Below are 25586 nucleotides of genomic sequence, written 5' to 3' on the forward strand. Positions count from 1 at the left end.
CAATGCCAACAAGCGTGTACGACTACCGCGCAGCAATGCAGAGGACTTCTGATGCCCAGTGCCTACATCTACATGGAGTGCCCGATTCGGTGGCGTGGCCTGGGACTGTCTCGGCAGACGGCTATCGACCAAGAGGGGGCATTAGAGTAGGAAAAATAGATCTGTCCCCTTTATCGATGCCGATTTTCTGGAAACCAATGCCAACAAGCGTGTACGACTACCGCGCAGCAATGCAGAGGACTTCTGATGCCCAGTGCCTACATCTACATGGAGTGCCCGATTCGGTGGCGTGGCCTGGGACTGTCTCGGCAGACGGCTATCGGGCCGAAGCAGCCATTTTTTATCCACCAGCCCCCTTGTATGGCCAAGGCATGGAAACCGTTGGCTTGCCCAACGCAACAGCATCACTCACGCGGCTACTTCCTACAGATATTTCTGACTCGCATTTCTCCGACCTACAGAGAACTTTCTTACAGACCGTTAGCCTTGAGGCCCTACGCACGCCATAGCTAGTGTCCCTCCGTCACGGTCAATCCCGTGGCCGGGTTTGACAGCCTGACGACAAGGCGCGATTGCGCCGCAAGGTGCATGCGAAAAACGGCGAATGTTTTTTGCAGGCACTAGCACGCATGCAGCTTTTAGCTGCACTGCTTTATGGCGGATCGCGCGGGGAGACCCTCGGGTCTGCCGGTCCTTGTCCCGGTCTGTCAACCCCGTGCGGTTCGCCACCCTTCGACTGACAGCGCAGGGTGGCGAGGAGTCAACTAGACAAGGACCTTCGCCATGCACGACGCATATACCCCTCTCGTTTTCTTCCACCATTCCCTTCGCCTGCGCGCCCTGATGGTCGATGACCAGCCTTGGTTCGTCGCCCATGACTTCGCCCGATTGATTGGGGTTCCCGATGCCCAATCCTTGCTCGCGGCCCTGGCGCCCCACGAGCAGCAGGCGCTCTGCCTCGAATACACCCGCGACTTCCATGAAGAGGTGGCGGCCATCAGCGATATCGGTGCCTACAAGGCGCTGTTCCATTTCGGCGGGCCGGAGCATGGCGATATCGGCCGTTGGCTCAGCGAGGTGCTGGTGCCGACGCTGCATGACTATCACCGGGTACCGGATGCGGCGCCGTGCCGTGACGTTCTGAGCTACGAGGGCAGGCGGATTGGCGTAGTGCGCTGGCAGGGCGAGGTCTGGGTGGCCTGGCGTGATCTGCCGGCGTTGATGACTTCGGGCAAAGAGGTGTCGGCATGAGCGTCGATTTCGAGCAGCGTCGGCTGCGGGAGCTGTTGGACCGCCTGGATTCGCGGCTGCATACGGTGCAGATGCTTGCGGAGGTGATCCTGGACAATGCGGCGTTGAGGGAGGGGATTCCCGGGCCCTATCTGGACAACATCCGGGAAAGCGCGCTGATGGATGCGGTGATTCATCTGTCCCGCAGCAACCTGGAGGATTTCTGGCAGTTGGTGAAGCTGGAGCAGTTGCCGTTGGGGCGTGGGTGATTTGAGGTGTGGGTTGGCCCCTCTCCTGTGCGGGGAGGGGCCTTTGGTTTTTGGGGCAACGGGGTTGCCCTTGGCGAATGAATTCGCCCCTACAGGTTGGGCCGGGAATTGGTGTGGGGTTCCCCTACGTGCGAGGCGAGTTGCGCGGGTCGGGGATAGCGAACGGCGGCATCGCATTGCATCACAGTGTGTCTGCACGGCATCGGGATACTTGGGCATCCCACCGCCCCGGAAAACGACACAGGCCTGATACGTCGCGGTGTTCAACTGCTAGCGAGACATGAAGGGGAGCGACCCGCCCCCGCCAATCGCTTGCAACGGAGACATCCCCATGAAGATGGCATTGCAGAACCCGGCAATCAGCATCGTCGCTGGGTCGGCTGGTCGATCCTTCCGCTGCCAATGCTGCAGTTCGGATTGACGAAGTGCTCAGAAAACGAGCAAATCCAGCCCATATATATCTAACAACCTGATTATTCCAACTGACGGAAAAAGCCTTTCCAATTAGCGAAACTTCGCCGCAAAAACATTTTACCTAATTGTTTTTATTGGCATTTAAACAACTATCACTTACATCGATTGCAACCATCACGCAGCATCACTTCTTCATCGAAATCACATCAGTAACATGAGCCCCGTAGACGAATTCCAACCCCCTCTAACCAAGGTGACCAAAATGAAAAAGCAAATCTTCGCCAGCCTGTTCATCGCCAGCCTGTCCGCCTCCGCTTTTGCACTGTCGGTTGCTGAGGGTGGTGCCGAACGCACTTCCGCCCACCGCGTTGCCGAAGGTGGCGCTGACCGCACGAGCATTCATCGCGTTGCCGAGAATGGTTCCGAGCGCGCCCAGTCGCTGCGTGTAGCCGAAGGTGGCTCCGAGCGCACCAAGGTTTTCGATGTCGCCGAGAATGGTTCCGGGCGTTCCCAGTCCCTGCGCATTGCCGAAGGCGGCTCCGACCGCACCCAGGCTTTCGATGTCGCAGAGAATGGTTCCGGGCGTTCCCAGTCCCTGCGCGTTGCCGAAGGTGGCTCCGACCGCACCCAGGCTTTCCAGGTGGCTGAAGGCGGTGCTGACCGCACTATCGCCAACCGCATCAGCTAAGTCCCGGAGCAGTTCAGAGGCAGGCAATTCATGACGTATGCACCTCGAAAGGCAGAAGGCGCCACTTGTGGCGCCTTCTTTCTTTTTGGGAATGCGAAACCGATGGCCCGTGGCTTCCGGTTTCCCTGTGGGGGCGAATTCATTCGCCATGCAGGCCGAAGGCCTGCCCTGCAGACCCCAAGAGGGGCAGCTGCGCTGCCCTTGGCGAATGAATTCGCCCCCACAAGGCTCAGCTAGCATCGTAAGGTGGACCACGCTTTACCGGTCCACCATCGGTGTACGGCATGGCAGGGACGGTGGAAATAAAAAGCGATTTCCACCCTACGACACGACCTGGCTGCTCCCCTGCTCCACCCGGTGCGCGGCCTGCCCTACCCCGAGCCACACGGCCAGCGCCGGCAGCAGGAAGATCGCGCCCAGCACGTTGACCAGGAACATGAAGGCCAGCAGCACGCCCATGTCGGCCTGGAACTTGAGCGCCGAGAAGGCCCAGGTGCCGACGCCGATGGACATGGTCAATGCGGTGAAGACGGCGGCCGTGCCGCGCTGGCACATGGCCTGGTAGAAGGCTTCGCGCAGGGGGAGACCGTCCGCCATCTCGTGCTGCATGCGCTCATAGAGATAAACGCCGTAGTCCACGCCCACGCCGACCCCGAGGGCGATCACCGGCAGGGTGGCCACTTTCAGGCCGATGCCGAGCAGGGCCATGAGCGCGTTGCAGAGAATGGTCACCAGCATCAGCGGCACGATCACGCAGAGCACGCCGCGCCAGGCGCGGAAGGTCAGCCAACACAGTAGCGAGATCGCAGCGAAGATCGAGGCCAGCATCTGCACCTCGGCCTGCTCCACCGCTTCGTTGGTGGCGGCGGCCACGCCGGCGTTGCCACCGCCGAGACGGAAGCGGACATTGGGCGCGTGTTCCTGGGCGATGAACTTCTCCACTTCGCGGGTCACGTGCTTGAGGGTCGAGCCCTGGTGATCGTCGAGGTACACCAGCAGGTTGAGCACCCGGCAGCCATCGGTGTTCAGGCCCAGCTCCGGGTTCGCCGCGCCACCGCCCGTACGCAGCGCGGCCGCGGCGCGCTGCAGCGCCGCCCAGCGCGGGTTGGCCTCGTTGTTGGCCGCGACATACAGCTTCACCCCGCCGGCCACGGTGCTGACCGACTGCACGCCGGCGACCCCGCGCATGTACAGGTCGAAACGCTCGACGGCGTTCATCATCGACCAGTCGAGGCAGGCTTCCTCCTGCCCGCTGGTTTCCACGAACACCGAGAGCACATCCATGCTGATGGCATAGCTGCCGATGATCGCCGCGTTGTCGCGGTTGTAGCGCGAATCGGCGTGCAGTTCCGGGGCGCCGGCACCCACATCGCCGGTCAGCAGGAAGCGCGCCTGGTAGGTGCCGGCCACCAGCAGCAGGCACATGGCGCCCAGGCTGGCCAGCGCCGGACCGGGCTCGGCCAGGGCCGATAGCCGCCACCAGAGCCGATGTCGAGTAGCGGGCCCACCGGCGCCACGGCTGCCTGGTTCGAGCTGCAGGCGGGAGAGGATGATCGGCAGGAACATCTTGTTGGTGACGATCATCAGCGCCACGCCGAGGCAGGCGGTCAGGCCCAGCTCACGGACAATTGGAATGTCGATCACCATGATCACCATGAAGCCCAGGGCGTTGGCCAGCAGGGCGACGGTGCCCGGCACGGCGAGCTTGCGGAAGGCGCCCTCTGCGGCATCCCGCGCATTGGCGCCGGCCAGCACATCCTGTTTCCAGGCGTTGGTCATCTGCACGGCATGCGACACGCCGATGGAGAAGATCAGGAAGGGCACCAGCACCGACATCGGGTCGATGCCGTAGCCCAGCAGGGGCAGCAGCCCCAGCAGCCAGATGACCGGCAGCAGGGCGACGCTGATCGCCAACAGCGTCAGCTTCAGCGAACGGCAATACAGCCACAGCATGACTGCGGTGATGGCGAAGGCGATGGCGAAGAACAGGATCACGCCCAGCAGACCGTCCATCACCTCGCCCATGACCTTGGCGAAGCCGACGATCTGGATATCGATCTGATCGCTGCCGTAGCTGGCGCGAATCGACTCGAGCTTCTTCGCCACCGCCGCGTAGTCCAGCTTCCTGCCGGTTTGCGGGTCGGTCTCCAGCAGGTCGGCCTGGACCATGGCCGAGCGCAGGTCGTTGGCGACCAACTGGCCGATCTCCCCGGACTTGGCCACGTTGGAGCGGATCTGCGCCAGCCCGGCGCCATTGGCCTCGAAGCGTGACGGTACGACCACATCACCGGTGAAGCCGGACTCGGTCACCTCGATGTAGCGCACATTGGGGGTGAACAGGGAGCGGACGCGACTGCGGTTCACCCCTGGGGTGAAGAACACGTCGTCCGTGACCTTGCGCAGCACATCGAGGAAGTGGGGGTTGTAGAGGTCGCCCGGCCCCTTCCAGTGCACGCTGACCATGATGCGGTTGGCGCCGGAGAAGGTGGTGCCGTGGTCCTTGAAGGCCGCCATATAGGGGTGCGAAAGCGGGATCAGCTTGTTGAAGCCGGGGTCGAGCCGGGTATCCAGGGCGGAAAAACCGAGACCTGCGGTCAACAGCAGGAACAGGATGCCCAGGGGCAGGCGCCGCGCGATCAGGCCGCGGGCGAGGACGGCGACCAGGCGTTCGGTGCGAGTCGAAGGTGGCGAGTGGGTCATCACGGGGTTCCCTGATGCGATGAGGTAATCGGCAAGGTGGTAGGGGCATGGGGCTCTGCGCCAGGCCGTTCGAACCTGCGCAGGCCGGCGTCGCTGACCAGCAGCCACGGGCCCGACGGCGGAACCAGGATGTCCGTCAGGTTTTCCCGACCGGTTTCACGCAGGACCCGGAAGGACTGGCCCCGGTCATCGCTGGCCAGGACCACACCGCCCTGCCCCGCGAGCAGCAGCCTGCCGTCCGGCAGCAGGGTGCCGGCATAGAGGGACGCCAACCTGGGCAATGTGACTTCGGACCAGTTGCGCCCGTTGTCGCTGCTGCGGAACAGGTGTCCGCGCATGCCGTAGGCGACCCAGGTGGACCCGCCGAGGCTGACGGCGCCATACAGCGAGCCACTGTAGAACGGCTCCACCGTTTGCCAGTTCTCCCCGCCATCCTGGGAACGCAGCAGCGTCCCCGCCTCGCCCAGGATCAGCCAGTTCCGTCGATCCTTCGATGCGGCGATGCCGTTCAGGTGCCAGTCCGTAGATCCCGGCATCGCCTCGCTTTGCCAGGTCTTGCCGCCATCGCGTGAGCGCAGCACGCGGCCGAAGGCGCCCACGGCCAGCCAATCGCCGGACGGCAGGCGTGCCGCATCCATCAGCGGCTCGCCTGCTTCGGCCTGGAACGCCGACTCCTTCCAGCTGCGCCCACCATCGGCGGTACGCAGGATCCAGCCTTCGTGGCCCAGGGCCAGGCCGTTGGTGTCGTCGGCGAAGACCAGGCGATTGATCAGCGCCTGGCGCGACGACGGCACGGACGCGGAGGTCCAGGACCTCCCTTGGTCACGGGAGATCAGGATATGCCCCAACTCTCCGGCGATGACCCAGCCCATGCCGGTTACCTCTATCCCGTTGATCTGCATGCGCTCGACGGGAATCTCTGTTGGCCGCAACGGCGGCATCGATCTTGGAGAGAAGGCCAGCACGCCGGCCAGCCCCACCAGGGCCGATATCACGAGCCCTACAAACACTTTCATGACGCCCTCCTTGATGGCGGAGGGCATGGGAGCCGCGCCCCATGCCCCCGCCGGCTCGATCAGAAGCTGTACTTGGCGCTGACGGCCATGTAGTCACGGTCAGCCAGCGGCCGCTTCTCCAGGTCCGCCTCACCCAGGAAGCCGTTGTAGGTGACACCCAGTTCCAGGTTGTTGAGGTACTTGGCCGTGAGCCCGACGCTCATCCGCTTGTCCCCCTCGCCTACCAGGCTGCCGAAGGCACCGGCCACGGCCGGCGCCCCACGGACCTGATGGGCAAAGGAAACCGGCATGGTCAGGTCCCAGCCATCGACCACGTTGTTCCATGACGGCGTCATCACCAGCTGGTAGGCCCAGGAATTGCGGTCCAGGGTGAGCTCGTCGGATTGCTCGCCGGCGAACTCGAACGGATCGACATCGTTCACGTGCAGGTAGCTGGCTTCAGCGATGAAGGTGGTCTGGTCCGAGAGCGCCATCGGCCCCAGGAGGTAGATGGCGGACAGGTTCGCCTGGGTGGCATCGGCACGCGTTGCCGAGGGGCCGATCAGCGAATCGACCAGGACCGGCACGCCGTCCTTGTAACTGACTTCGCCGGCCACGTTGAAATCGCCCAGGCGCGTCGAGAAGCTGGCCCCGGTCAGCGCGATGTCGTCGAAATACACGATGTTGTAGTCGGTCGGGAACGCGCCATCGAAGTTCGTCACCACGTTGGGGTTCTTGTCGTGGTAGCGCAGGTAGAAGAGGCTCAATTCACTCTCGCTACCCAGCGAGAAACGGGTGCTCACCCCCCACTGGCCGCTGTCGCTGGGCTGGTCGTCCGGGGACCGGGGAATGTTGAACCCGGGCGCTGCGCGGATGAACTCCGCCCCTGGCCCGACCACGTCCGTGTAGGAGAAGTAGGTGCCCACCGGGTCCAGCTCGGTGCGCTTGTACTCGTACTGGTAGTAGGCCGCCACGCCGAAATCCGGAGTCAGTTGCCACTGGGCCGAGGCCTGGCCCACCGGCAGGAGGATGTCCTTCACCTCGACGCCCGGCACGTTGGCCTTGGTGGCATCGGCGGGCGACTGGGCGCCGGCGATGTTGGGGAAGAACAGGCTTTCCCCCCACTGCACCACCTGGCGCCCGAGACGCACATTGAGCATGGACTGCTCGGCCGTCTGGAAACTGCCGTAGACGTAGGCATCCAGGAAACGGCTGCGGCTGCCCGCGAGGTTCTGCGCATGGCTGGTGAAATGGTCGTGGGCCCCGCTCTTGTTCACGGTGTCCGGCGAGTCGTTGTCGTTTTCGTGCTGGTACACATCGTCGTAGAAACTGCTGGCCCGCACGAAGGCGCCGTAGTTGCGGACCTTGATGTCCATCTCGCCCAGCAGGGACACGCGGTTGTTGATCAGCGCGCCCTTCTTGAAGTTGCGGTCGCCGTCATCGGCGTTGACCGTGGTGGGCAGCCCCGTGGCCGGATCGACCGGCCCGTCCACCAGGGCCCGCGCAGGGTCGTTCAGCCGGTACGCGGCGCCGTAGGACATGTTGACCAGGTAATCGACACCGATCTCTTCGCCGATGCTGAACTGGCCGGCGGACACGGGCGCGCCAAACGGCACCATCGACAGCCCGAGCATCAACTGGCGCAAGCGCCCGCCCCGAACCGCCCTGCTTTCCCGTACCTGATTGCCTGCGAAATGCTTCATCTACAGTCTCCTGTTCCGCGCGCCAGTCCCGCCAATCCAGCGGCCACGGGCGCGCAGCCGCACACCCTGGCGGCGGTCGTACCGTCGCCAGGGCTGTCGTCATGTGAAAGGTTGGGTGAAGAAGTTCCGTTGCCGGGCGCCGGGCCCGGCAGCCTTACTTGCCCGCCTGGCGCAGCAGGTCGGTGGTGAACATGAACGGCTTCAGCCGATCGCCATTGACCCTCGGTGCAAGGAGTTCATTGGTCAGGCGGTCGGCCAGGTAGGCCCCGGACACCAGGTCGTGATAGACGGTGACGCCGGCGTGGAACAGCTTCGCGCCATAGGCGTAGTAGGTGTTCATGAAGTTGGTGCGCCACAACTCACCGTGGGCGTCGTAATTGTCGGCCATGACGGCGTTCCAGGTGTCCTCGTCCACGTACAGGACGCGCTTGGCGTACTGATGGCGGTAGCCTTCCTTCAGGGTCGCCTCCAGCACCCAGACCCGGTGCAGCTCGTAGCGCATGAACTGCGAATCGATGCTGCCGGTCTTGAGGAGGGCGTCGTACTTGATCCCTGCAGCCTCCAGGCGATAACCGTTGTACGGGATGAACAGCTCGCGCTTGCCCACCAGCTTCCAGTTGTAGCGTTCTGGCGAGCCGTTGAAGAGACGGTCGTCGTCGATGGTGCGGAAGCCGCCAACCCCCAGCGGCATGTCGAAACCGAAACCGGGAGACTGGCGGACCCGCCGCGTGCCCGGGTTGTACGTCCAACTGGTCTGCGGGTTCTTCGCCTCGTTGAAGTAGGTGTAGGTCAGCATCACCTCGCCCTTCTGCCGTTCGGGCTTGAGGATGGTGACTCGCGAGTAGGCGAAAATGCCCTCGGTCGGCTTGCCGACATTTTCCGCGTCGCCGGTCTGGTCGAGGATTTCGTAGCGCATGCGCCCCCAGGCGACATTGCTGTCCGGGTAGACCACGGCCTGGTCGTACACCGCATCTTCCTGGTTGGCATAGGCCGGCAGCAGGATGTTGCGCAGCAACTGGTCACCGTTCTTCGGGATGGGGAACGGCGTCCCGCCTTTCAGCGCACGCACCCCCATGTTGCCGTCTTCCAGCTCCGCGCTGACCGCATTCTTGCGGGTGAGGTCGCAGCGGAAGTCCTCGTAGCGGAAATCGCGATGACTCGGGTAAACAGGGATGGACACGCTGTCGGGGTACTTCTTCAGCAGCGCCTTCTGCCCATCGGAAAGCTTGTCCGCGTACTGCGCCATGTTCTGCGCCGTGACGACGAACAGCGGCTTCTCGGCGGCATAGGGATCAGGATGGCGCTTGCCCAGGCCACCGAACGCGATACCCGGCGGGGTGCCGAGCCACTGTCCGCTGAACGCGGGAATGGAGCCATCGGCATTACCCGCCTTTTCCGCGCCGACACAGGTGAGCTCGCCACCCAGCTTCGCGGCCTCGTTCTCGCTGACCACGGCCCAGGCCCCCTGGGTGAACAGCACGGCCGCCAGCAGCGGCCAGGTGCTGCGAATACACATGTTCATCATGCTTCTTGTTGTCCTGTTGGGGAGCGGCCCTCCAGCGGAGGGCGACCCCGGATTGGTCGACAGGTCGATGCGGCGCCCCTGTTGCCAGGCGGCGCCGACGAACTTCAGGCGTAGCAATCGCGCTTCAGCACCGTCTCGGTCTCGATCAGGCGGCCGCCGGTCTCCTGGGCGAAAGCGCGTACGTAGGCCTCCGCGTCCAGGCAGACCTCGGGCGCCAGCAGCCCCTTGCCAGTGATGCCACCGGCCAGCCAGGCCTCGATGACCAGGCGGGCGCAGGTCGGCGTCGGGTCGGCGGTGCTGTCCTCGGCCTGCTCGGTGGGCAGGTCCAGGTGGTGCTCCAGCACGCAGCGCACTTCATCGCCGTTGCGCTCGCCCACCACCTCGACGCGGGAAGCGACGGCCCAGGGCTCGTCGGACAGGTCGACGGTGACGCTCTTGCGGCCCACGTCGCTGGACAGGTGATGGGTGAGGAACTTCAGCGGCGAGATGCCGAGCCCCTCGATCACCTCGGAATTGCCCAGGCCGAGGTCGATGAGGGAACGCCACACCTCGGCACCGGCCTCGGGGAAGAAGGCGATGCGGTTGGTCACCTGGTCCAGACCCTTGATGAAGTGCGGCAGGGTAACGGTTTCGCCATGGCCGATGAAGAACGACGGATAGGCCTTGAACGGCGCGGCATAAGGCACTTCGAGGCGGCCACCCCAGCCCGGCATCTTGCGGTACTGGCCGTCGATGAACTGCACCACCTCGTCGGCGGTGATGTGCATCATGTGGTCGATCACTGCCGGCGACAGCAGGTCCGGCACGAAGGGCACGGCGGTGGCCAGGTGGATTTCACGCACCGTGTCGAGGCGGTCGGCGAGCATCCGCGCCATCACGTTGGTCAGGCCCGGTGTCGAACCGCAACCGATGACCAGCCTGATCCCCGCGTCCAGCGCGCGCTGGTGCCAGGTCGGATCGAGGAACAGCGTCTCGGCCACATCGTGGTCGTCGTTGATGTCGATGTAGTCGACCCGCGCCCGCAGCGCGGCCTCGATGACTGGAACCGCACTGCGGTAGAACGGCCCCACGGCGTTGAACACCAGATCGACCCCATCGAGCAGCGCATCCAGCCCCGCCGCATCGCGGATATCGGCGCGGACGGCACTCGCCCTTGGACCGAGCTCGGCGGCCAGCTTCTCGGCGGCGCCGAGGTTGAGGTCACCGAGGATGCACTCGACCTCGGGGTGACGGGGCAGCAACTGGCGCGCGACATTCGCGCCGACGTTACCGCAGCCCAGCAGCAAGACTTTCATTGTTCAATCTCCACTTCTTGTTGTTGTGTGTTGGCGATTCATGGCCGCCGCGCGTCGCCATCCCGGGCAGGACATCCTTGCCCGATAGTCCTTGCCGGGTTCCTGGCGTTACCTGTCGAGCTGTTCTTCAGACGAGGTTGAGCCTGTCGGCCAACCTCGCTGCGGGGATCAGCACACGTCGGATCTTGGTTTCGAAGAGGCCGGGGAACTGCACGGCCTTGGGGGTTTCCAGCGGAAGCAGGCAGTCCTGGAAGCGGTCACCGGCCAGCGCATCGGCCAGGTTGGTGCCCATCATCGGCCCCATGACGTTGCCCCAGGAGCCGAAATTGATCAGGGCCAACACGCCGTCGGCCACCCGGTAAAGCTTCGGGTAGGACGCCTCGTAGTCGGAGGAGGAATTGGCGGTCATGCCGGTCCAGTAGGACTCCAGTTCGATACGGGCATCCCCCAGCTGCGGGTAGGTGCGCCGCAGGTAGCGCAGGAAGTAGGCGAAATGGTCCGCCGCCCGCTGCGCACGCCCCACGCCTGGAATGGTCGCGGTGATGAGCCGGTCGCGTCCGTCGATGATCAGCGGGTAAAGCCCGGCGGGGTACTGCATGAGGGTGACCCGGGCCGGATTGACGATATCCAGCACGTCCCGCGACAGCGGTCGAGTCGCCATGCCACAGGCCACCAGCGGGAACTGGGTACGGGCCAGCTCCGGGAAGAAGGCATTGCCGGCGTGTCCGTTGGTGCAGATCACCACCTGCTGCGCCACCACGCTGCCGGTGGCGGTGCGCACACGCCAGGACGCCCCGTTAGGCTCGCAGGCCTGGACGCAGGAGTTGCCGTGCACCCGGGCGCCCAGGCCGATGGCGGCGGCGATCATGCCGTTGGTGAACAGGTAAGGGTTGACCCGTCCGCCTTCGCGCCAGTGGATACCGTGGCTGTAGGCATCGGTCCCCAGCAGCTCCCGCAGTTGTTCGGCGCCCACCAGATCAAGGTCATAGCCGAAGTCTTTCCAGCGCTTCACCTTGTCTTCGAGGGCCCCATGCCGGCGGCAGGCCGCATCCACCATGCCGGACTTGGCGGCATCGGCCTCCAGCCCATGCTTGCGGCACAGGTCGAAGACGATGTCGCGGTGCTCGACGAAGTACTCGGTAAAGCGCCGCCCCTGATCGGCATGGGCGCGCAGGGGGGCGAAGGACGCCAGGTAGGGCTGCACATGCCCGGCATTGCGCCCGGAGGCACCACTGCCGGGCTGGTCGGCCTCCAGCACCACGACACGCACGCCGTTCTCGGCCAGGCGCAGGGCCAGGGAGGCCCCGGCCAGCCCGGCACCGACAACGACCACATCTGCCGCGATGTCCTGGTCCAGTGCTGGGTAGGCCGGAGCCTGCTGTGACAAGGGCCAACCGCTGAAGCGAATGGGCACCACACCCGACTCATAGGCGTCCGCAACCGGAAAGACCGGAACCTGTCCCGCCACCGCACGCCGATATTCACTCCAGCTCACCGCCGTCTCCTCGCATTCTTGTCAGAAACATCGCTCAAGACTGATCGAGGAGAAACGGGATCTATCCGCCACTACCTGCCACAGCGGTTTCGATCCTATTGAGGGGGCGAATCGACGCTCCAGTACCAGTTGGTACTGATAGGCAGGACTGCGCGCTGGTTAGACTCCGGGCCGGGCGCTCCGGCCCGTCACCCTCAGAGAGAGTCAGCATGGCGCGTTGGCAACAGACGGCAGTGGCGCTGGATAGCGCAGTGGTAATGGCGGAGCCCCTCGGCCCTTCGCCCTCAGTTTCTCCCCTGCCGGACCAGCGCCAGGGCTGGACCCTTGTCGGTGGGCTGGCGCTGGTGCTGTGCGTCATCTTCGGCACCACCCTCAATGCCATCAGCGTCTTCACCCTGCCGATCACCACGGACCTGCAGTGCACCAGCGAACAGGCCGCGCGCCTGGCCACCGCCTTCATGTTCAGCATGACCCTGGCGATGCCACTGACCGGCTGGCTGCTCGACCGCATCACACCGCGCCCGGTCATGGCCGTTGGCGCCGCCACCGCAGCACTGGGCTACCTGCTCGCCGCCTGGAGCCCCGACATCGACCGCCTCACCCTGGCCCTGACCGTGACTGGCATTGGCGTCGGCGCCTCGACCTACGTCCCCGCCATCACCCTGGCCACGCGCTGGATCGCGCCCGACCGGCAGGGCCTGGCCTTCGGCATCCTGCTCGCCGGTGCCTCGATGGGCGCGGTGATCTTCCCCGTGCTGCTCACCCAGGGGATCGCCACCTTCGGCTGGCGCAGCGCGATGCACGCCAGCGCCTGCCTGATCCTGCTGACCTGCGTACCCCTGCTGCTGTGGCTAGCGCGCATGCCGCACGTCGTGTCGGCAACGAGCCACGGCCCGGCGGACCCGCTGCCCGGACAGGGTATCGGCGAGGCCTTGCGCATGCCCCGTTACTGGCTGTGGATCGCCATGCAGTTGCTCCTGACCCTGAGCAGCCTGGGTATCTACATTGCGCTGGTGCCCTATCTGGTATCAGCCGGTCATTCGGCGCAGGACGCCGCTGCGTTCTATGCCGGCGTCGGCGCCGCGGCGCTGGTGGGCAATTTCATATTCGGCGCGTTGAGTCGCCGCTGGAGTGCCAGGACCATCCTGCTGCTCGGGAACATCATCGGCACCGCCGGGATCCTCCTGCTGCTGCTGGCCCATGACCCGTCGCTGGGCCTGACCGCAGTCGTGGTCTTTTCCCTGAGCTGGGGCAGCACCTTCAACCTGGTCAACCAGCTCTCGCCGCTGCTCCTGGTGGAAGCCACGGGTCAGCGCAATTTCGGCAGCCTGCTCGGCATCGGCAATCTGGTCGCAGGACTCGGCTCGGCGTTCGGCCCGGAAGCGGTCGGCTACCTGGTGGACAGCACCCATTCCTACACCTCGGCCCTGCTGCTGTGCGCGGGCCTGGCGGCCATGGCGATGCTGCCGATCGCCCTGCAGCAGCGGAGTAGCTGAGCGTAGGGTGCGCTGTGCGCACCAATTCCGGGATCGGCTTCGGCACCCCGTCGAACCGCCGGTGCGCACGGAGCCCCCAACCGGATCGGCTTCATCCTGCTCTCCCGTAGGGTGGGCTTCAGCCCACCACCGGAGGTCAGCGTGGGCTAAAGCCCACCCTACAAGGCTCGACCCTGGCCCCTGGAGCGTAGGGTGCGCTGTGCGCACTGATTCCGGGATCGGCCTCATCTCAACGCAACAAGGCGAAGCTCTTGCACAGAATCCGCACCAGGTCGGTCTGCCCCTTGATCCCCAGCTTGGCGTAGATGTTCTTCGAATAATTGCGCGCCGCGGTCACGGCGATGCCCATCTGTCCGGCGGCTTCGCTGATGGTGCGGCCGGAGGACAGCAATGCGGCAAGCCGGGCTTCCTGGCGGGTCAGGTCGAGCAGTTGGGCGATCAGCTCGGCAGGGGAACCGTTCAGGGCCTGCTGCATGGCGAGGTTCTCGGTCAGCTCCGAAAGGTAGAGGATCACACTCGGCACATGCCGGCCCTGGTAGTACTCGACCCGCGGCGCCGGTGCGGCCAGCATGCCCAGCAGCACCCCATCCTGGGCGTGCAGGCGCACCAGCTCGCCACGGTGCTGCCCGCTCGGCTGCGCCCTGGACGCAAGGGCATTGGCAATGGCCTTCTCGAGCGCACGCTGGACCGTGCGGTCCTGCAGTTGCACGCGGCGGTGGCTCAACTCGATACCCTGGCGCTTGTCGATGATGGCCCGGGCGGCATGGTTCACGCACAACAGCTGCCCATCGCCGTCGAGCAGCAGGCAGCCCAGCACCAGGTGATCCAGGCAGCCTTCGTAGATCGACCTTTCCGCCTCCTGGCGCTTGAGCCGCGCGTAGAGCCCGATGGCGCGGGTGAGGTGAGGCAACAGGGCGCGGATCAGCTCCAGGTCGCTGACGGAGAAGTGATGCTCCGGGGTCCGTCGCCCACGAATCACATCGACCCAGCAACGCATGCCGCCAGGTTCGGCGAAGCAGGTGCGCAGGCAGCTGGCGACGTTGACCGAAGCCATGAAAGCCGCGCAATCCGGCTCCACATCCGCGGGGCCGAAGACGATGACATCGCCCGGCAGCACCGACTCGGGGTCCACCAGCTCGATATGCGAGAAGCGCTCGCGGTGGACCCGTTCGGCCAGCAGCCAGTCGGTCTCGTTGTTCTCCTCGACGGACATGACCTGGAGATCGGATGGGCAGTCATCGGAATGATGCAAGGTGACCGTGACATTGCGCGCGGCCAGCACGTGCCGCAGGCGCTCGGCCAGACCGAACCAGGGAGTGGCTTCGTTCAGGCCTTCGTAGACCAGCCCGATCAGCTCGGGCAATACCGTGAGGCTGGCGCCCGGGGCTTGCATCACCGGGCGCCTCAGGACAGCGACAGACTCAGCTGCCATACACCTTCTGCGCCGGCACGGCTTCGGCCAGCAGGCGTTCCACCACCGCGCCCAGTTCGCCGGGCACGTAACGAGCGCCGTTGTCGAACTCGGGACCACGACGCCAGCCGTCAGCGATGGAGAGCTTGCCACCTTCCACTTCGAACATGCGGCCGTTGACCTGCTGGGAGGCTTCGGAGCCCAACCACACCACCAGGGGCGCGACGTTTTCCGGGGCGAAGTAGTCGAAGCCGTCTTCCGGCTTCTTCATCACATCGGCGAACACCTGCTCGGTCATGCCGGTGCGGGCGGCCGGGGCCAGGGCGTTGGCGGTGATGCCGTAGCGCGCCAGTTCGGCGGCCTGCACCAGGGTCAGGGAGGCGATGCCACCCTTGGCGGCGGCGTAGTTGGACTGGCCGATGGAGCCCTGCAGGCCGGCGCCGGAGCTGGTGTTGATGATCCGCGCCTTGACCTCCACACCGCCCTTGGCCTGCTCGCGCCAGTGCTTGACGGCGTGGCTGGCGAGGCAGAAGTGGCCCTTGAGGTGCACCGACATCACAGCGTCCCAGTCGGCTTCGGTCAGGCTGGCGAACATGCGGTCACGGCAGATGCCGGCGTTGTTCACCAGCACGTGCAGGTCGCCGAAGGCTTCAATGGCGTGGCGGACGATCTCGCCGGCGGCGGCGTAGTTGGTGATGTCGCCGTTGTTGGCGACGGCCTGGCCGCCCTGGGCGCGGATTTCGGCGACCACGGCTTCAGCGGCCGGCAGGTTGATGTCGTTGACGACGACCTTGGCGCCTTCGGCGGCGAAGGCCAGGGCATAAGCCCGGCCCAGCCCGCCGCCGGCGCCGGTGATGATGACGGAGCGGTTTTGGCAGATTGGCATTCTTGGAATCTCCGGATAGTCCGAGTAATAGGTGGCTACCCTCACCCCAACCCTCTCCCTGAAGGGAGAGGGGGCTGTCCGTGCAGTGGTGTCGTTCGGCGCGGACTGCTTGTCTCCCCTCTCCTCTTCAGGGAGAGGGGCCGGGGGTGAGGGCCAGCGGCGTCAGAGTCTTTCGATGATCGTCACGTTCGCCTGCCCGCCGCCTTCGCACATGGTCTGCATGCCGTAGCGGCCGCCGCTGCGGTCCAGTTCGTGGAGCAGCGTGCACATCAGCCGGGTGCCGGTGGCGCCCAGGGGGTGGCCGAGGGCGATGGCGCCGCCGTTGACGTTGGTCTTTTCGTGGGGATAGCCGGTCTCCTTGAGCCAGGCCATGGCCACCGAAGCGAAGGCTTCGTTGATCTCCACCCGGTCGATGTCGTCCAGCTTCATGCCGGCGCGCTTGAGCGCGTATTCGGTGGCCGGGATGGGTGCGGTAAGCATCCAGACCGGGTCATCGGCGCGCACGCTGATGTGCTGGATGCGCGCGCGGGGAGTGAGGTTGTAGCGCTTCAACGCCGCCTCGGAAACCACCAGCAGGGCACTGGCACCGTCGCAGGTCTGGCTGGACACACCGGCGGTGACGCGGTCGCAGCCGAACAGGGTTTCCAGTTCGGCCATCTTCTCCAGGCTGGTCTGGCGCGGGGTTTCGTCGTGCTCGACGCCGGCCAGGGGCACGATCTCGCGCGTGAAGCGGCCTTCTTCGATGGCTTTCAGGGCGCGGCGGTGGGATTCCAGGGCGTAAGCTTCCAGCGCCTCGCGGGTCAGGCCCCACTTCTCGGCGATCATCTGCGCGGAGCGGAACTGGGTCGGCGGCACCTTGCCGTAGCGCTTCACCCAGCCCTCGGAGCCGGAGAAGGGATCGGTGAAGCCCAGGGGCTCGGCGGCGGTCATGGCCGACGAGATGGGAATCTGCGTCATGGTCTGCACGCCACCGGCGACCACCACGTCCTGGGTGCCGCTCATCACCGCCTGGGCGGCGAAGTGCACGGCCTGCTGGGACGAACCGCACTGGCGGTCGATGGTGGTGCCGGGCACGGCCTGGGACAGGCCGGCGGCCAGCCAGCAGGTGCGGGCGATATCGCCGGCCAGCGGGCCGATGGTGTCGACGCAGCCGAAGATCACGTCATCGTATTCGTCGTCGGGAATGCCATTGCGCGCCACCAGTTCGCGCAGCACATGGGCGCCCAGGTCGGCGGCGTGGATCTGGCTCAGGCCGCCCTTGCGCCGGCCGGTGGGGGTGCGCAGGGCGTCGACTATGTAGGCTTCGGGCATGGGTACCTCGGTTGTTCAAGTTCGGAGTGAAGGGTGGCTTCCCTCACCCCAGCCCTCTCCCAGAGGGAGAGGGAGCCGTCCGTGCAGCGGTCGAGTCTGGCTCGGGCTGCTTGTCTCCCCTCTCCCTTCAGGGAGAGGGGCCGGGGGAGAGGGGCTGGCGGTCAGAACGTATTGCCCGCCCCGGGCTGCACGGCACTGGAGAACAGCGCCTCACGAATCCGCGCCTTGTGCCAGCCGCGGTCGCCCCAGACCTTGTCCAGGGCCCAGGCGCGCTTCATGAAGATCTGCAGGTCCACTTCCCAGGTGTATCCCATGGCGCCGTGGGTCTGGATGCCGTTCTTCGCCGCCAGCAGGGCGGCCTCGGTACAGGCCAGGCGGGCATGGGAGACCTGCACGTCCTGCTCCGGCAGGTTGTGGGCCACGGCATAGGCGGCGCGGTAGAGCGGGCCCTTGGCGAACTCGATCTGCACCGCGACGTTGGCCATCAGGTGCTTCACCGCCTGGAAGGAGCCCACCGGCTTGCCGAATTGCTTGCGCTCGAAGCTGTAGTCCACCGCCAGGTCCACCATGCGCTTGGCCAGCCCGAGGAGCTGGGCGGCGGTGCCCAGGGCGCCGCGGTTCTGGGTGGCGGCCCAGAGCGCCCTGCCCTGCTCGCCCTCGGCGACGCGGGTGGCGGCGGTGGGGGTCCACTGGACGCGGAAGAGCTGGCGGCTCGGGTCCACCGACTCATTGCGCACCAGACTCACCTGCTCACGGGGTACGGCGTGCACTTCGTCCCCGTGGGGCAGCAGCAGCAGCCCGGCCACGTGGGCGTCGGCCACCAGGGGGTTGCCCGGCTGGCCTACCGCCAGGCGCGTCTGGCCTTCGGCGATACGCGCCAGCCACTCGCCCGTGAGGTCGGAGCGCGCCTCCAGGGCGCCCAGCAGCGGTACACCCACCAGCATGGTGTCCACCAGGGGCTCGGGCAGGCCGGCATAGCCGCATTCCTGGGCCAGCAGGACGAAGTCCAGCTCGTTCATGTCCAGGCCGCCGAAGTCTTCCGGCACGGTGGTGGCGGTGAGGCCCAGATCAGTGAGCTGGGCCCAGAGTCCGTCGCTGCGGCCGCTCTCGTCCTGCCAGAGTTCGCGGATGCGCTCCGGGGTCACTTCGTTGGTGAAGAACCCGCGCACGTTTTCCTGGAACAGCAGTTGGTCGTCGCTGAATGTGAAGTCCATGGCGCCCCCGTTATGCGCGCGGCATGCCGAGCATCCGCTCGGCGATGATGTTGCGTTGGATCTCGTTGGTGCCGGCGTAGATGGGGCCGGCCTGGGCGAACAGGAAGCCGTCCAGCCAGTGGCCGACGTCGCCGGCATCCGGCGCCTCGGGCAGCAGCTCGCCGCGCAGGCCGAGGATCGACAGCGCCGTCTCGTGCATGCGCTGGTCCAGCTCCGACCAGAAGATCTTGTTGGTGGAGGATTCCGGGCCGATCTTGCCGCCCTTCACCAGCCGCGAGGCGGTCATGTAGGTGTTCAGGGTGTAGGCCTCGGCGTCCAGCCAGGCGCGCATCACCGCCTCGCCGATGGCCGGGTCCTGGTCGGCCGCTTCGCGGTTGTCCTGGTAGAGCTTCACCAGGCGCCGCGCGGTTTCCTGGAAGCGCGCCGGCGAGCGCAGCATCAGCCCGCGTTCGAAACCGGCGGTGGACATCGCCACGTGCCAGCCCATGCCCTCCTCGCCCAGCACGTTCTCCACCGGTACTTCCACGTCGTCGAAGAAGATCTCGGCGAAGCCCGGCAGGCCGTTGAGCTGCGGGATCGGCCGCACGGTGATGCCGGGACTGTTGAGCGGCAAGAGGATGAAGGTCAGGCCGTGGTGGCGGCTCGAATTCGGTTCGCTGCGGAACAGGCCGAACAGCCAGTCGGCCCAGACCGCGCGGGTCGACCAGGTCTTCTGGCCATTGATCACGAAGCGGTCGCCACGGCGCTCGGCGCGGCAGCGGATGGCCGCCATGTCGGAGCCGGCGTTCGGCTCGGACCAGCCCTGGGCCCAGACTTCCTCGCCCGTGGCCATCTTCGGCAGGAAACGCTCACGCTGCGCCGGGGTGCCGAACTCCATCAGGGTCGGGCCGAGCAGGAAGATGCCGTTCTGGTTCACCCGGGCCGGGGCGCCCGAGCGGTAGTACTCCTCTTCGAAGATCAGCCACTCGATCAGGTCGCAGCCGCGCCCGCCGAGTTCCTTCGGCCAGGTCACCATGCCCCAGCGGCCCTCGTTGAGTTTCGCTTCCCAGGCGCGGTGCTGGGCGAAGCCTTCCTCGCAGTCGAAGGACTTCAGCGGCTCGGCGGGCACGTTGGCCGCCAGCCAGGCGCGGACTTCCTCGCGGAAGGCCTGTTGTGCCGGTGTGTAGGTCAGTTCCATGGTGTTAGCCCTTGAAGTTGGCGGCACGCTTGTCGACGAAGGCATCGCGGGCTTCCTGGGAGTCCAGCGAGCGGTAGGCCTGCAGGGTGAAGCCCTGCTCCCAGCGGTACTTGTCCTCGAGGTTGCCGTCTTCGATACCGGTGAGCGCTTCCTTGGCCAGGGCGATCATCTCCGGGCTCTTGGCGGCGATGGCGCGGGCGATTTCCAGCGCCGCCTCGCGCAGTTCCTCGCGCTTCACCACGCGCTCCACGGCGCCCAGGCGGTAGGCCTCGGCGGCGTCGATCATCTCGCCGGTGAAGTACATGTGGCGCACCTTCTGCACCGGGAACAGGCGCTGCAGGTGGGCGCCGCCGCCCATGGCGCCGCGGTCCACCTCGGGCACGCCGAAGCGCGCACAGTCGGAGGCGACCAGGATGTCCGCCGCGCCACAGAGGCCGATGCCGCCGCCGAGAATGAAGCCGTGCACGGCGATGATCACCGGCTTGGGATTGCGGTGTACGGCCTTGAAGCTGTCGTAGTTGCCCTTGTTGACGGCGACGATCAGGTTCGGGTCGGCAGCCAGTTCCTTGATGTCGACCCCGGCGCAGAAGCCCCGGCCCTCGGCGCGGATGAGGATGACGCGAACCTCGGGCGACTCGCCGAGGCGTTCCAGCTCGGCGGCGATGGCCGCCCAGCCCTTGCTGTCGAAGGCGTTCACCGGCGGATGATCGAAGACCATCTCGGCGATTCCGTTGTCCAGCGTTACATGAAACGGATTGCTCATCCGACTATCCCCCAGTTGTTTGTTTCTTATTCCGTCCGGCGGCACAGCTCGGCGAGACGCTGCTCGGCCTGCTGCACGATGGATTCGATGAGTTCGGCGCAGCCCGGCAGGCTGTCGATGGCGGCGGCGATCTGCCCGGCGGGCAGCACGCCCTCGGCCGGGAGGCCGTCGACCATGGCCTTCTGGATCACCATGGGCGCGTTGGCGGCCATCAGCGTCTGCGCGGCGCTGAGGCCGTCATTGCTGCCGAGCTTGAGTGCGCTGCCGAGCAGCTGGGCGATGCTGGCGCCGCTATGGCGGCGATAGGCCAGGGCGCTGCGCAGGGCCAGCAGCAGGCGCTTGAGGCCGCCCGAGCGTTCCAGGCCGTCCAGCAGTTCGTTGCGGATCATCCGTTGCGGCAGGCCGTCGATGGCGCGGCTGATGATGATCGCGGCCGGGTCGCGGACCTTCAGGTAGCGTTCCAGGGTGGCCGGCGGCACCGGGCTGTCGGCGCTCATCAGGAAGCGCGTGCCCATGGCGATGCCCTCGGCACCCAGGGCCAGGGCAGCGAGCAGGCCGCGGCCGTCCTTGAAGCCGCCGGCAGCGACCACCGGCACGTCCAGCGCGTCCACCACCTGGCCGAGCAGGATCGAGGTGGGTACCGAGCCGGTGTGGCCACCGCCCTCGCCGCCCTGCACGGTCACCGCATCGGCGCCCATTTCCACCGCCTTCTGCGCGTGCTTGAGGGCGCCCACGGTGGGAATGCAGACCACCCCGGCGTCCTTCAGCCGGGCGACCATCGCCTTGCCCGGCGACCGGCTGTAGCTCACGGCGCGCACGCCGTGCTTGAGCACCAGCTCGACGATCTCGCCGGCATTGGCCTGGTACATGTGAAAGTTGACGCCGAAGGGCTGGTCGGTGAGCCGCTTGGTTTCGAGGATGGCTTCCTCCATCTTCCAGGGCTCGATGGTGGCACCGGCGAGGAAGCCGAAGCCGCCGGCGTTGCCGGTGGCGGCCACCAGTCTCGGATCGGCCACCCAGCCCATGGCGGTCTGGATGATCGGGTAGCGGCAGCCGAGCAGTCGGGTCAGGCGGGTGTCGAGGGAGATCGCCATCACGCCTCCGCCGAATTGCGCTGGGACTGGGCCATGGCGCGGGCGTCGTAGCCGCCCAGCTTGTCGCCGCTGACCAGTTCGTTGTGCACGTGGGCGAAGTGGTGCAGGCCGAACACCATGTCCATGGTGGCGCGCTTGCCCATCAGGTCTTCGGCGTTGTTCACCGCCTGCTTGGTCAGCTGCAGGCCCAGGCGCGGCATCTGCGCGATGCGCCGGGCCACGTCCAGGGTCACGTCCTCCAGCACGTCGCGGGGCACCACCTTGTTGACCATGCCCATCTGATAGGCGCGCTCGGCGCCCATGCGCTCGCCGAGGAAGAGGAACTCCTTGGCGATGCGCGGGTTCAGCTCATGCACATGGGCGAAGTACTCGACGCCCGGAATGCCCATGCGCACCACCGGGTCGGAGAAGTAGGCATCCTCCGAGGCGATGATCAGGTCGCAGACCCAGGCCAGCATCAGCCCGCCGGCGATGCAGGCGCCCTGGACCATGGCGATGGTCGGCTTGGGCATGTCGCGCCAGCGCCGGCACATGCCGAGGTAGACCTCCTGCTCGCGGGCGTAGAGGAATTCGCCGCCCGGCTTGTTCACGTGGTCGTACCAGAGGCTGGCGCGGTCGAAGCTCTGGTTCACGTCGCGGCCGGGGGTGCCGATGTCGTGGCCGGCGGAAAAGTGCTTGCCGGCGCCACGCAGGACGATGACCTTGACGGCGTCGTCGTCGCAGGCGCGGCGGAAGGCCGCGTCCAGCGCGTAGGTCATGCGCGAGTTCTGCGCGTTGTGGTACTCGGGGCGGTGCATGGTGACCAGGGCCAGCGGGCCCTGCACCTCGTACTGCACCACCTCTGTTTCGGCCTGTTCGTGGTTCATCTGCGCGGCTCCGCCTCAGTGGGTGGTGGCCCGGGCGCGCACGCCCGGCGGGTTGTCCTTGAGCTGGCTGGCGCGCAGGTTGTGCGGGTCCAGTTGCTGGATGAGGATCAGTTGTTCGAGGGTCGGCGCGGCGGTGGTCGGGATGTCATCCGGCACGTGCAGCGGGAAGCTGGTGGCGTCCTGCACTTCCTGGACGGTCACGCCGGGGTGCAGGGAGCGGATGCGCATCTGCCGCTCGGGGCCCTGGAAGTCCAGCACGCAGAGGTCGGTGACGACCAGGCGGATGTCGATCTCGTCCAGCGACCAGCCACGGGCCAGGCGCGCCGGGTTGTAGCCGACCGAGGACACCACATCCACTTCGCCCTCGACGAATACCCGCTTGTTGTGGCTGGGCACCATGAAGGAGTTGGCGTGGCTGATGGAGTTGCCGGGGAAGCCGCGCACGCCGAGCATCTGCGATTTCGGTTTGGCGTGATCGCCGATGCAGGAGATGTTCGCCTGGCCGAAACGGTCGATCTGCACCGGCCCGACCAGGGCATGGCGACGGCCGCTCCAGACGTTGTCGAAGATGCGCGAGAAGCCCATCCAGCTGTCGACCCGGGGCCGGTAGCCGCCACGCGGCCCCAGCGGCACCGGCTCGGCGACCATGAAGGCCTCGGAGTCGGTCATCATCAGTTCGGCATTGCTGTTGAGCATGGCCAGGGAAGCGGCCAGGCGCTGCAACACACCGATGCCGGTGGCCAGTACTTCGCCGTCTTCGCGGAAGGTTTCGGAGGCGGCGCAGATCATCAGCTCTGCAAGGCTGTAGGCTTGATTGGTCGGAGTCATCTGGGCGTCCTCAGAATACGGGAAGCGGCAGTTTGCGAATGGCCTCCAGGCCACCGACGCGGGCGAGGTATTCCTCTTCGCCACAGTTCACGTACTGCTCGACATAGGCCTGCCAGCCCTCCGGCTCGGCGGCCGAGGCGTTGTAGGCCTTGAAGTGGGCCACGTCGAAGCCGTACAGCGGCGCGCAGGAAGACGGATGCGCGCCGCCGGGCAGGTGCACGACGCCCGTGGTGCGGTTGCGCTCCCAGAACACCTTGCGGGACTGCTCGGGGTCGGCGTGGAAGAAGTCGCTCGGCACCAGCTCGTCGCAGCTCACGTAGGCCTTGTCGGCGGCACGCACGAAGAGATCGTCCATGTAGTGGTCGGGACCACTGATTTGGCACACGCCACGGGCGTCGGCACGATCGACGTGGATCAGCGCCGCATCCAGCTTCAGGGCCGGCATGGCGACCCAGTCACGGCTGCCGTCATAGGGCGAGGTGACCAGTTTCAGCTGCGGGTTGATCCGCAGCACGTCGGTGCCCAGCCCCACCTGGGTGGGGATGAAGGGCACGCGCATGGCGGCGGCGCGCAGGCCGAGCAGCAGCATGCCTTCGTCGATTTCCATGACCTCCACCGCGCCTTCCTGGCGGGCCTTGCGGAAATAGGGTTCCAGCGGAATGAAGTCCAGCGAGACGAAGGCGTACACCAGCTTCCTGACCTTGCCGGCGGCGCAGAGCATGCCGACGTCGGCGCCGCCGTAGGCGACCACCGTCAGGTCCTTGAGGTCCGAGCGCAGGATCTCGCGGATCAGCGCCATGGGTTTGCGTCGCGGGCCCCAGCCACCGATGCCGAGGGTCATGCCGTCGTGGAGCTGGCCGACCACGTCGGCCGCTGTCATGCGTTTGTCCATTGCTGTTCCCCTCAACGACGGCCGACGCTGAAATCGTGGCCCCAGTAACTCACCACGGTGCTCTCGAACGGCAGGTGGCGATCCCAATCCATGACCTTGCCGCCGCAGCCGTACTCCAGGTCGAAGCCGCCGGGGGTCTGCATGTAGAACGAGGTCATCTCATCGTTGGTGTGGCGCCCCAGGGTGGCCGAGAGCTTCACCCCGCTGGCGTGCATGCGGTCCAGTGCGCGGCCCACGTCGTCGAGTTCGGCCACCTCCACCATCAGGTGCACGCAGCCGGACGGAATCGGGCACTCGAACAGCGCCAGCGAGTGATGGCGGCCGTTGTTGCAGTGCAGGAAGTGGATGCGTTTTTCCGGCTCGGCGGGATCGGGGGTGAAGCGCACCTTCATCAGGTCGGAGAGGCCGAAGCCCATGACCTTCTCGTAGAAGTCCAGGCAGCGGTCGAAGCTCGGCGCCGGGATCACCGCGTGGCCCATGCCCAGGTCGCTGGTGACGAAGCCGCTGACCCCGGCCGGGGAAACGAAGGGCGCGAAGTCCTGCCGCGCGCCCCAGAACAGCTCGTGGCGGTTGCCATCCGGATCAGCGAAGCGCGCCAGCTCCTGCACCTTGCGCAGCCCGGCCTCGGCGGCGCTGCCACGCTGCACCTCGACGTCGGCCTGCTGCAGTTCGGCGATGGCCTGCTCGAACGCGGCCTTGCCGGCCACTTCCCATCCGCAGGCGCCGTAACCGTCGCGCCCGGCCTTTTCCACCAGGATGCGGTAATGGCGCTCGTCCATCTTCAGGTAGAGCGCCTCGTCCGACGCAGTCTCGACCATCATGCCGAGCACGCCGGTGGCGTACTCGCGCCAGCGCTCCAGGTCGGTGCAGGCTACGGTGACGTAGCCCAGGCCACGGATATCCATGCGGTTCTCCTCATTCTCGTTCTCGCCCCGCGTAGCGGGCGCAGGGCTCTATGAGGAGGGATTTAATCGGCTGCCCCCCGGGGAGGCATCGTCCGATGGGACTAGCGCGAAAGGCGCTCAGGACGGGGGCTTTGGCGCTTGCAGGAGGGGAATTGGAAGGTGCCGGCGGGGCATTTCGCGATAAGCGGCAATCGGCCTGAACGGAAATATTCATAAGTCGAGCCAGACCGCACTAACGATTATTCGAATTTGTTTCTTGAGTGTTTCCATGAAACCAGACAGAAACATTCAAGCCACACGCAATTACAAACAAGAATACAGTTCGTTACATGCACTTCAAATGGGCACAAACACAGGAATAATGCATGCCAATCATAGCGTTACAAACTACCAGTCATCTTGGAGTCAACCATCTATCCGGCAACTTCA

At 65.9% G+C, this 25586-nt stretch carries 21 protein-coding genes; 4 read left to right on the top strand and 17 right to left on the bottom strand.

The features are described from left to right. The first annotated feature begins 783 nt into the window (after positions 1–783). From ACFW0H_RS27480 to ACFW0H_RS27490, 3 genes are all read left to right on the top strand, one after another. Positions 784–1251: a BRO-N domain-containing protein gene (locus ACFW0H_RS27480; protein ID WP_422917015.1), complete on the top strand. Its 468-nt coding sequence runs from the start codon at positions 784–786 to the stop codon at positions 1249–1251. After that, positions 1248–1499, top strand: a complete 252-nt coding sequence (locus ACFW0H_RS27485) for a hypothetical protein (protein WP_422917016.1) — start codon at positions 1248–1250, stop codon at positions 1497–1499. Before ACFW0H_RS27480 ends, ACFW0H_RS27485 begins: the two co-directional genes overlap by 4 nt. A gap of 676 nt (positions 1500–2175) precedes the next feature. Continuing rightward, complete coding sequence (locus ACFW0H_RS27490) at positions 2176–2601, top strand: hypothetical protein (protein ID WP_422917017.1); 426 nt, start codon at positions 2176–2178, stop codon at positions 2599–2601. Positions 2602–2922: 321 nt separating this feature from the next. Here the strand turns inward: ACFW0H_RS27490 and ACFW0H_RS27495 are convergent, their stop codons facing one another. The 6 genes from ACFW0H_RS27495 to ACFW0H_RS27520 form a co-directional block, all read right to left on the bottom strand. Continuing rightward, positions 2923–5301, bottom strand: a complete 2379-nt coding sequence (locus ACFW0H_RS27495) for an efflux RND transporter permease subunit (RefSeq protein ID WP_422917018.1) — start codon at positions 5299–5301, stop codon at positions 2923–2925. Further along, a complete protein-coding gene (locus tag ACFW0H_RS27500; RefSeq protein ID WP_422917019.1) occupies positions 5301–6317 on the bottom strand; it encodes a WD40/YVTN/BNR-like repeat-containing protein in 1017 nt (338 codons plus the stop codon). Before ACFW0H_RS27500 ends, ACFW0H_RS27495 begins: the two co-directional genes overlap by 1 nt. Before the next feature lie 59 nt (positions 6318–6376). Beyond that, on the bottom strand, positions 6377–7999 hold the full coding sequence (locus tag ACFW0H_RS27505) for a DUF1302 domain-containing protein (RefSeq protein WP_422917020.1): 1623 nt from the start codon (positions 7997–7999) through the stop codon (positions 6377–6379). 154 nt (positions 8000–8153) lie between these two features. Next, positions 8154–9524, bottom strand: a complete 1371-nt coding sequence (locus ACFW0H_RS27510; RefSeq protein ID WP_422917021.1) for a DUF1329 domain-containing protein — start codon at positions 9522–9524, stop codon at positions 8154–8156. Between the two features lie 104 nt (positions 9525–9628). Next, the gene (locus ACFW0H_RS27515; protein ID WP_422917022.1) at positions 9629–10819 is read right to left on the bottom strand and encodes a saccharopine dehydrogenase family protein; all 1191 of its coding nucleotides are present in this window, start codon (positions 10817–10819) and stop codon (positions 9629–9631) included. Positions 10820–10946: 127 nt separating this feature from the next. After that, positions 10947–12314: an NAD(P)/FAD-dependent oxidoreductase gene (locus tag ACFW0H_RS27520; RefSeq protein ID WP_422917023.1), complete on the bottom strand. Its 1368-nt coding sequence runs from the start codon at positions 12312–12314 to the stop codon at positions 10947–10949. 209 nt (positions 12315–12523) lie between these two features. Here ACFW0H_RS27520 and ACFW0H_RS27525 point away from each other — a divergent pair, with 209 nt between their 5' ends. Further along, entirely contained in the window at positions 12524–13810 is a 1287-nt protein-coding gene (locus ACFW0H_RS27525; protein WP_422917024.1) for an MFS transporter, read from the top strand. A gap of 229 nt (positions 13811–14039) precedes the next feature. Here ACFW0H_RS27525 and ACFW0H_RS27530 read toward each other — a convergent pair whose 3' ends face one another. The 11 genes from ACFW0H_RS27530 to ACFW0H_RS27580 form a co-directional block, all read right to left on the bottom strand. Next, positions 14040–15203 carry a helix-turn-helix transcriptional regulator gene (locus ACFW0H_RS27530; RefSeq protein ID WP_422917025.1) on the bottom strand — a complete coding sequence of 388 codons (1164 nt, stop codon included), beginning with the start codon at positions 15201–15203 and terminating at the stop codon, positions 14040–14042. Positions 15204–15231: 28 nt separating this feature from the next. Then, on the bottom strand, positions 15232–16107 hold the full coding sequence (locus tag ACFW0H_RS27535) for an SDR family oxidoreductase (RefSeq protein WP_422917026.1): 876 nt from the start codon (positions 16105–16107) through the stop codon (positions 15232–15234). A 162-nt stretch (positions 16108–16269) separates the two neighbouring features. After that, positions 16270–17418 (bottom strand): acetyl-CoA C-acetyltransferase, encoded by a 1149-nt coding sequence (locus tag ACFW0H_RS27540; RefSeq protein ID WP_422917027.1) that lies wholly within the window; start codon positions 17416–17418, stop codon positions 16270–16272. Positions 17419–17579: 161 nt separating this feature from the next. Continuing rightward, positions 17580–18632, bottom strand: coding sequence for an acyl-CoA dehydrogenase family protein (locus ACFW0H_RS27545; RefSeq protein WP_422917028.1), 1053 nt, complete (start codon positions 18630–18632; stop codon positions 17580–17582). Between the two features lie 10 nt (positions 18633–18642). Next, on the bottom strand, positions 18643–19809 hold the full coding sequence (locus ACFW0H_RS27550; RefSeq protein ID WP_422917029.1) for an acyl-CoA dehydrogenase family protein: 1167 nt from the start codon (positions 19807–19809) through the stop codon (positions 18643–18645). Positions 19810–19813: 4 nt separating this feature from the next. After that, positions 19814–20572 carry an enoyl-CoA hydratase family protein gene (locus ACFW0H_RS27555; RefSeq protein WP_422917030.1) on the bottom strand — a complete coding sequence of 253 codons (759 nt, stop codon included), beginning with the start codon at positions 20570–20572 and terminating at the stop codon, positions 19814–19816. 26 nt (positions 20573–20598) lie between these two features. Next, positions 20599–21666 carry an NAD(P)H-dependent flavin oxidoreductase gene (locus ACFW0H_RS27560; RefSeq protein ID WP_422917031.1) on the bottom strand — a complete coding sequence of 356 codons (1068 nt, stop codon included), beginning with the start codon at positions 21664–21666 and terminating at the stop codon, positions 20599–20601. Beyond that, positions 21666–22532 (bottom strand): enoyl-CoA hydratase, encoded by an 867-nt coding sequence (locus ACFW0H_RS27565; protein WP_422917032.1) that lies wholly within the window; start codon positions 22530–22532, stop codon positions 21666–21668. Before ACFW0H_RS27565 ends, ACFW0H_RS27560 begins: the two co-directional genes overlap by 1 nt. A 15-nt stretch (positions 22533–22547) precedes the next feature. Further along, positions 22548–23360 (bottom strand): CoA-transferase subunit beta, encoded by an 813-nt coding sequence (locus tag ACFW0H_RS27570; protein ID WP_422917033.1) that lies wholly within the window; start codon positions 23358–23360, stop codon positions 22548–22550. A 10-nt stretch (positions 23361–23370) separates the two neighbouring features. After that, positions 23371–24252, bottom strand: coding sequence for a CoA transferase subunit A (locus tag ACFW0H_RS27575; RefSeq protein WP_422917034.1), 882 nt, complete (start codon positions 24250–24252; stop codon positions 23371–23373). Between the two features lie 11 nt (positions 24253–24263). Continuing rightward, on the bottom strand, positions 24264–25157 hold the full coding sequence (locus tag ACFW0H_RS27580; protein ID WP_422917035.1) for a VOC family protein: 894 nt from the start codon (positions 25155–25157) through the stop codon (positions 24264–24266). Positions 25158–25586: the final 429 nt, after the last annotated feature.

Origin of the sequence: Metapseudomonas cellulosilytica (genome assembly GCF_049334135.1) — a bacterium.
In the GTDB taxonomy this organism is placed as follows: Bacteria; Pseudomonadota; Gammaproteobacteria; order Pseudomonadales; family Pseudomonadaceae; genus Metapseudomonas.

Coding starts and splice junctions, on each gene's coding strand:
- ACFW0H_RS27525 (WP_422917024.1), top strand. CDS start 12,524: ATGGCGCGTTGGCAACAGACGGCAGTGGCGCTGGATAGCGCAGTGGTA.
- ACFW0H_RS27565 (WP_422917032.1), bottom strand. CDS start 22,532: ATGAACCACGAACAGGCCGAAACAGAGGTGGTGCAGTACGAGGTGCAG.
- ACFW0H_RS27570 (WP_422917033.1), bottom strand. CDS start 23,360: ATGACTCCGACCAATCAAGCCTACAGCCTTGCAGAGCTGATGATCTGC.
- ACFW0H_RS27495 (WP_422917018.1), bottom strand. CDS start 5,301: ATGACCCACTCGCCACCTTCGACTCGCACCGAACGCCTGGTCGCCGTC.
- ACFW0H_RS27505 (WP_422917020.1), bottom strand. CDS start 7,999: ATGAAGCATTTCGCAGGCAATCAGGTACGGGAAAGCAGGGCGGTTCGG.
- ACFW0H_RS27530 (WP_422917025.1), bottom strand. CDS start 15,203: ATGCAAGCCCCGGGCGCCAGCCTCACGGTATTGCCCGAGCTGATCGGG.
- ACFW0H_RS27560 (WP_422917031.1), bottom strand. CDS start 21,666: ATGGCGATCTCCCTCGACACCCGCCTGACCCGACTGCTCGGCTGCCGC.
- ACFW0H_RS27535 (WP_422917026.1), bottom strand. CDS start 16,107: ATGCCAATCTGCCAAAACCGCTCCGTCATCATCACCGGCGCCGGCGGC.
- ACFW0H_RS27545 (WP_422917028.1), bottom strand. CDS start 18,632: ATGGACTTCACATTCAGCGACGACCAACTGCTGTTCCAGGAAAACGTG.
- ACFW0H_RS27550 (WP_422917029.1), bottom strand. CDS start 19,809: ATGGAACTGACCTACACACCGGCACAACAGGCCTTCCGCGAGGAAGTC.
- ACFW0H_RS27480 (WP_422917015.1), top strand. CDS start 784: ATGCACGACGCATATACCCCTCTCGTTTTCTTCCACCATTCCCTTCGC.
- ACFW0H_RS27500 (WP_422917019.1), bottom strand. CDS start 6,317: ATGAAAGTGTTTGTAGGGCTCGTGATATCGGCCCTGGTGGGGCTGGCC.
- ACFW0H_RS27575 (WP_422917034.1), bottom strand. CDS start 24,252: ATGGACAAACGCATGACAGCGGCCGACGTGGTCGGCCAGCTCCACGAC.
- ACFW0H_RS27555 (WP_422917030.1), bottom strand. CDS start 20,572: ATGAGCAATCCGTTTCATGTAACGCTGGACAACGGAATCGCCGAGATG.
- ACFW0H_RS27490 (WP_422917017.1), top strand. CDS start 2,176: ATGAAAAAGCAAATCTTCGCCAGCCTGTTCATCGCCAGCCTGTCCGCC.
- ACFW0H_RS27485 (WP_422917016.1), top strand. CDS start 1,248: ATGAGCGTCGATTTCGAGCAGCGTCGGCTGCGGGAGCTGTTGGACCGC.
- ACFW0H_RS27510 (WP_422917021.1), bottom strand. CDS start 9,524: ATGATGAACATGTGTATTCGCAGCACCTGGCCGCTGCTGGCGGCCGTG.
- ACFW0H_RS27580 (WP_422917035.1), bottom strand. CDS start 25,157: ATGGATATCCGTGGCCTGGGCTACGTCACCGTAGCCTGCACCGACCTG.
- ACFW0H_RS27515 (WP_422917022.1), bottom strand. CDS start 10,819: ATGAAAGTCTTGCTGCTGGGCTGCGGTAACGTCGGCGCGAATGTCGCG.
- ACFW0H_RS27540 (WP_422917027.1), bottom strand. CDS start 17,418: ATGCCCGAAGCCTACATAGTCGACGCCCTGCGCACCCCCACCGGCCGG.